A 4,809-nucleotide genomic window follows, 5' to 3' on the forward strand; every position below is an offset into this window, starting at 1 on the left:
AAACGCATGGAGTAAAATGCTATTCTCTTGCAACTCTTCCCACGTACAAAAAACAAATAAAAACTAAAGGCGCATGCCTACTAATTATCATGCACCTTCGGAAAGCAAGGGGGGGGGTAAAAGCCATTAAGGTACGTAATGCCACGCACTTAAAGGGCGCACAAGGCTAAATCTAAGCTCAGATTCTCTTGGTTCTTATGACATCCCTCCCTTTGTCCTATTGTAGCCTGTATAGCCAAATCCTCAAAACAATCCGCTAACTTTTTGTAACAAAAAACTGTTCACAATTCCTTGAACTCCAAACTATCTATACCACTAAATACTAAGGCGGATTTTTACCTAGCAAGCTTTTGGGGTAGTGAGCCTATGCCTATGATCATTGTAATGATGCAAACCTTTTGCAAACAGTGTTTTAAGAGGGTAAAGTGTTATGTTGATAGCAGAAAGCCTGTAAAGAGAAAATGGCTATGGTATGTAAGAATAGTGCTGTTTTTTATAAGGAGCTGTCTTATTATAAAATTAAGTAGGGTAGGAGAAGAACGTATAGGTATCTAATTTACACGCATAAAAGCTTTTCAGGGATTAAATCTAAACTCAGATTTTCTCTCTTTAGGGAGTTAAGACTTGTATTTTTATCATAATGACTAGCTTCTCCATCATAATATTTCTTCACGAGAGCTTTCAAAAAATAGTACACTAGCTAGTTTGTTCTTAAAAAAAATAATCAAGGCAATACTTTTGCACCATCCTCATTCGCCATCCTTAAGGGCGGCTTTTGCATTTACAGAAATTGCCACTGACTTTAGAAGCGGAGCCTAGAAACGCGGGGAAGAGGAACACCATAGAGCGGTGTGACTACTCATGTTGTCATGCTATAGAAATATTTGGTTTTGTAGGGTAGAAGCAGCCACTCCCCTTTAATGCCTAAAAAGCATTAAAAATGGCACGAGAAAATGCTGGTAGTCGTGATATGGTTTTTATTATGGCTGATCCATGAGCTCTAAGATATAAATTGAGAGGGAATGGGCGGCATTAAAAGTTAAACGCGCATGGCGAGGCTTGAGATTGATTAGTTCAAAATCCTTTTCTGAGCGGCCGTGCGCTGCACCTTTCTTGTTTCTTAACTTTATAGTACCGCGCACAATTTGATACAGACCGGATGCGATCATTTTTAAGTCATTTTCATCTAGATCTTGATTTTTTAAGTTTTCTTGCTTCATATCTTCGGGATGGATCTTAGCTTTCTTAACGACTTCTTCCCATAAAGCAGGCAGATTATTACGGGCGTTTTCTTTATATGAGATAGAATGGTGGTCGAGATAAGCTTTGCAAGAGGCTTCCAACAGATTTGCTGCAAATAGAACTGCCTCCCTTGGATCTTTTTCTATATTTTCTAATGCCCTATTTATTTCGATTTCTACTGCTGAAAGTCTTTTCTCTGCAATACGGTTTTGTAGCTCTTTTATAGAAAGAAGACCTGCTTTGATAATATACCCTCCACGCTGATATTCCAATCCATCTTTCTTTAACGTTTCTAAAATTTTACGTTGATCTTCTTTTAACTGTAGAGTTTTTTTGTATAACGATGAATTCAATCCGGTAGGGTCTGGGTCATAATATTCTTTTTCTAAAAAATCCCCAAGCAAGTTACCAAGGACTTCAAGCGGTTCATTGCATTCCACATTGATTGCACGTAGCCACGCTTTAACTTTTTGGATTTTTGTACCTTCTGGAATTTCAGGAGGAGCAAATAATGCAATAAACAAGTCATCTAACTCGTTATGCGTATAATGGTGCGCAAACATTGGAGGGAGTAGTCCAATGATTGCAGAAGGGATTTTGTTTTTCTGAGATATTTTTTGCGGAGACGATAATTGCATTTTATGGCTTTATAATATCAAAAAGTGGTATGTTGAGTGGTTTTTAGAGTATGATTTTATTGCCTGACCTTGCTTAGAAAGTCGCGCAACAATTTTGTGGCTTATATAAGATTTGTGAAAAAGAAATACTATATTGTGTTTTAATCTTTTTCTCCTTTCATTGTTATAACAGTGAAGCAGTGAAGGGGGTGAATAATGCGTGATAATTGGAAAAATATAGAATGAGAACAGAAGTATAATTTTGTATTATCGTAACTGCAATAGCATTCTTTATTGGCAGATTGTTTATTGGAGAGAAGGAAGCAGGCAATGCGCATAATCCCTGAACGGAAGGTTTTGTGACAAGAATTTCAATAATGGCATGTTACTAAATGTTGTGTGTGTTCTTTGCTTGTCAGAAAAAGTAGATGGCGCTCTTTATTTGCATAACCGGTATAGAGTAATGCGGGAGGCTAGTTTAAAATCTCGTTTATTCCGTTAAAGCTTACGGTTTTCTATAAAAAGACTGTTTTCATTATATCCGCTGTGAAGCTCGCATACTTGGTAGATGGAAATATAAACGTTTATCGTGTCTGTAAGGGAGCTTGAAGCAATGAAGTTATGTGTAAAAGAGTTCTGAAAAGCTTCTTTTGTCCGTAAAACTTATAAGGAAAATTTAAAGACAGGAAAATGTTAGAGAAATCTAAGAGTACGCTGTGAAAATCAAGAAACAGTCTTTTTAAAGATGGTTTGCTGTCTGTCATCATGCTTTATGATTTTCAATGTTTTTAAAATTTCCCTCTCAATGAGAGAGGGATTTTTTATTAAAGTGGGGGAAATTTCTTATAACAGTTAACAATGAAATGGAGAGAAGATGCTGCTTTACCAGCTGTTTTTGTCGCTTCAGTTTCATTTGGACCTATTGCGGTTACGGAAGCATAGTGATTCAATGACTTTGAAAAGGGGCGAATAACATTATCAAGTTTGCAATACAGTGCGATTTTTCACATCGCGGTGTGTGGTAAAAGATGATTAGCATTTATAGGGGCGTGCGCGGGGGCGGGTTCTATATTCTATGCTGGGTCGGTAGGGCGTCTGTTAGCGCATTTATGGGACTATTCCGCATTGAAATGCGTGCTTAATTTCGTGGATCTTTGCAAAGGTCTGATCAGAAAATCCCATATTTCAAGAGGTTTTTAGAGGGATTTAAAAGCACAGAGGTATCATAAAATTACAAACACCGTACGTTACTGGAGGTGATCAATTTTAGAGCTTAAGGAGCTTATCGGTTTAGTGTTCTTTCATAAAAATGATGAAGGCTGTGTTCAATGTCTCAGTGTGTTGGTTTCTCGAAAAGTGGTAAATGCTGTATGATTTTATATGCCATTGCCAATGTTATGGATAGGGTGTTCAAATAAAGCATATCATAAATCAAAATTCTTCTCTTTACGCGATAAGAGGAGGGCTAGGCAAAACAGTAAAAATGCAGCGATAGAGAATATGAAGAATACGATATATGTTTGGTTTAAGGACAGGGATTCTTCTGTCAGCGAATGGATCAAAAAGCCAGCGAATATACCCCCTAAGGCACCACCTATTTGCTGTAATATGCGTGTGATAACGGCTGTATCTTTGACGTATAAACTGTTGACATATTGGATGGGGGTGGAAAGGCAGACAATGGTGGCGATGCCAAGTCCTATGCCTCTTAGCAAGAATCCCAGTCCATCCATGCTTATATTATAGCCGAAGCATAATAACCCAAAGCTTGATATCACTAAACCAATTCCTATCATGAAAAAGGGAGATTTTTCTTTCCATTTTTGGTAAATAAATTTCCTGCCAATCCACGCACCCACTCCTTGCAGAGCAAGGAGGGCACCGATGATGAGAAGGCTCTTTTCATAGTTTCCTCCCATGGCAACGGCTAGTGGGAAATAAACGAGGAAGCTATAAAAAAGAAATGAAGCAACGAGCCCCATGATCATGAGCAATGTATAGCGCGCATTTTGAAATCCGCTAAAGACGATTAATTTGTTTTTTGCTTTCTGATTAGAAACAATGAATAATATGAGAGATATCACGGCTATAAGCGCTAGGATAAAGAGGGTGTTGTGGTTATTGATATTTCTGGCTTCTGTGAGATAAAAAAACGAAAGAAGGGAGATGGAAAACGCTAAAAATGCAAATAAGTTAAATTTTGTTTTTGTTATTTCGTTGCTCTTTAAATGTTTTGCTCCAAGGGTGAGTGCCAATAAAATAAGCGGAATATTGATAAAAAATAACAAACGCCAAGACACATACTGAGCAAGCGAGGCGCCTACCAGCGGACCAAAGGCAGGAGCGAAAACTGTTGGTACGGCTATGGTGCCCATGGCTTGGCGCACTCGTGTCTGTCCAAATTGTAATGCAATGATGGTTTGGCTAAGGGGCAGCAAAAGACCTGTCCCGAAGCCTTGAACGATACGGGCAGATATAATAGTTGGAAAACTATAGCTTAATCCTACCCCCAGTGATCCAAGCATAAAAATGAAGCTTGCAAGAAACCAAGTGCTTTTGATACCTATTCTTCCTTGCACAAAAGCGGCCATTAGCAGCCCTGGAACGGTGGCGAGAAAATAGGATGTTACAACCCATTGTATATTATTTTCTCCGACTGAAAAATAATGCGCAAGGTTAGGAAGGATGACATTAACAATGCTCCCGTCCAGCAGAGGAAGTATGCTGGAAATAATGACGGTATATATGACATACCTTTCTGTTTTTGGACAAGGTATTGATTTATAATGATAATTCACTGTTTTGTATGTTGAATGAGAGTCCCGAATAACGTAGGATTCTCTCGTTTCAAATCTGTTTATCTTGAATCAAGCAAAACCACTCATTTGCACATAACAAGTGGGATGAGTGTATGGATAAAAACTGTATAAGAAAGGATTAAAAAATGGCT

Annotated in this window: 2 protein-coding genes; both read right to left on the reverse strand. The window is 38.1% G+C overall.

The genetic code is table 11. The features are described from left to right. Positions 1 to 980: 980 nt before the first annotated feature. Positions 981 to 1,880, reverse strand: a complete 900-nt coding sequence (locus ACFIKI_RS08195; protein ID WP_375666718.1) for an abortive infection family protein — start codon at positions 1,878 to 1,880, stop codon at positions 981 to 983. Positions 1,881 to 3,283: 1,403 nt separating this feature from the next. Further along, the gene (locus ACFIKI_RS08200) at positions 3,284 to 4,636 is read right to left on the reverse strand and encodes an MFS transporter (RefSeq protein WP_375666720.1); all 1,353 of its coding nucleotides are present in this window, start codon (positions 4,634 to 4,636) and stop codon (positions 3,284 to 3,286) included. Positions 4,637 to 4,809: the final 173 nt, after the last annotated feature.

Source organism: Bartonella sp. TT121SHDZB, from assembly GCF_042193415.1.
GTDB lineage: Bacteria > Pseudomonadota > Alphaproteobacteria > Rhizobiales > Rhizobiaceae > Bartonella.

Bases quoted from the DNA above. Each gene is read 5' to 3' on its own strand.
- ACFIKI_RS08195 (WP_375666718.1), bottom strand. From the start codon at position 1,880: ATGCAATTATCGTCTCCGCAAAAAATATCTCAGAAAAACAAAATCCCT.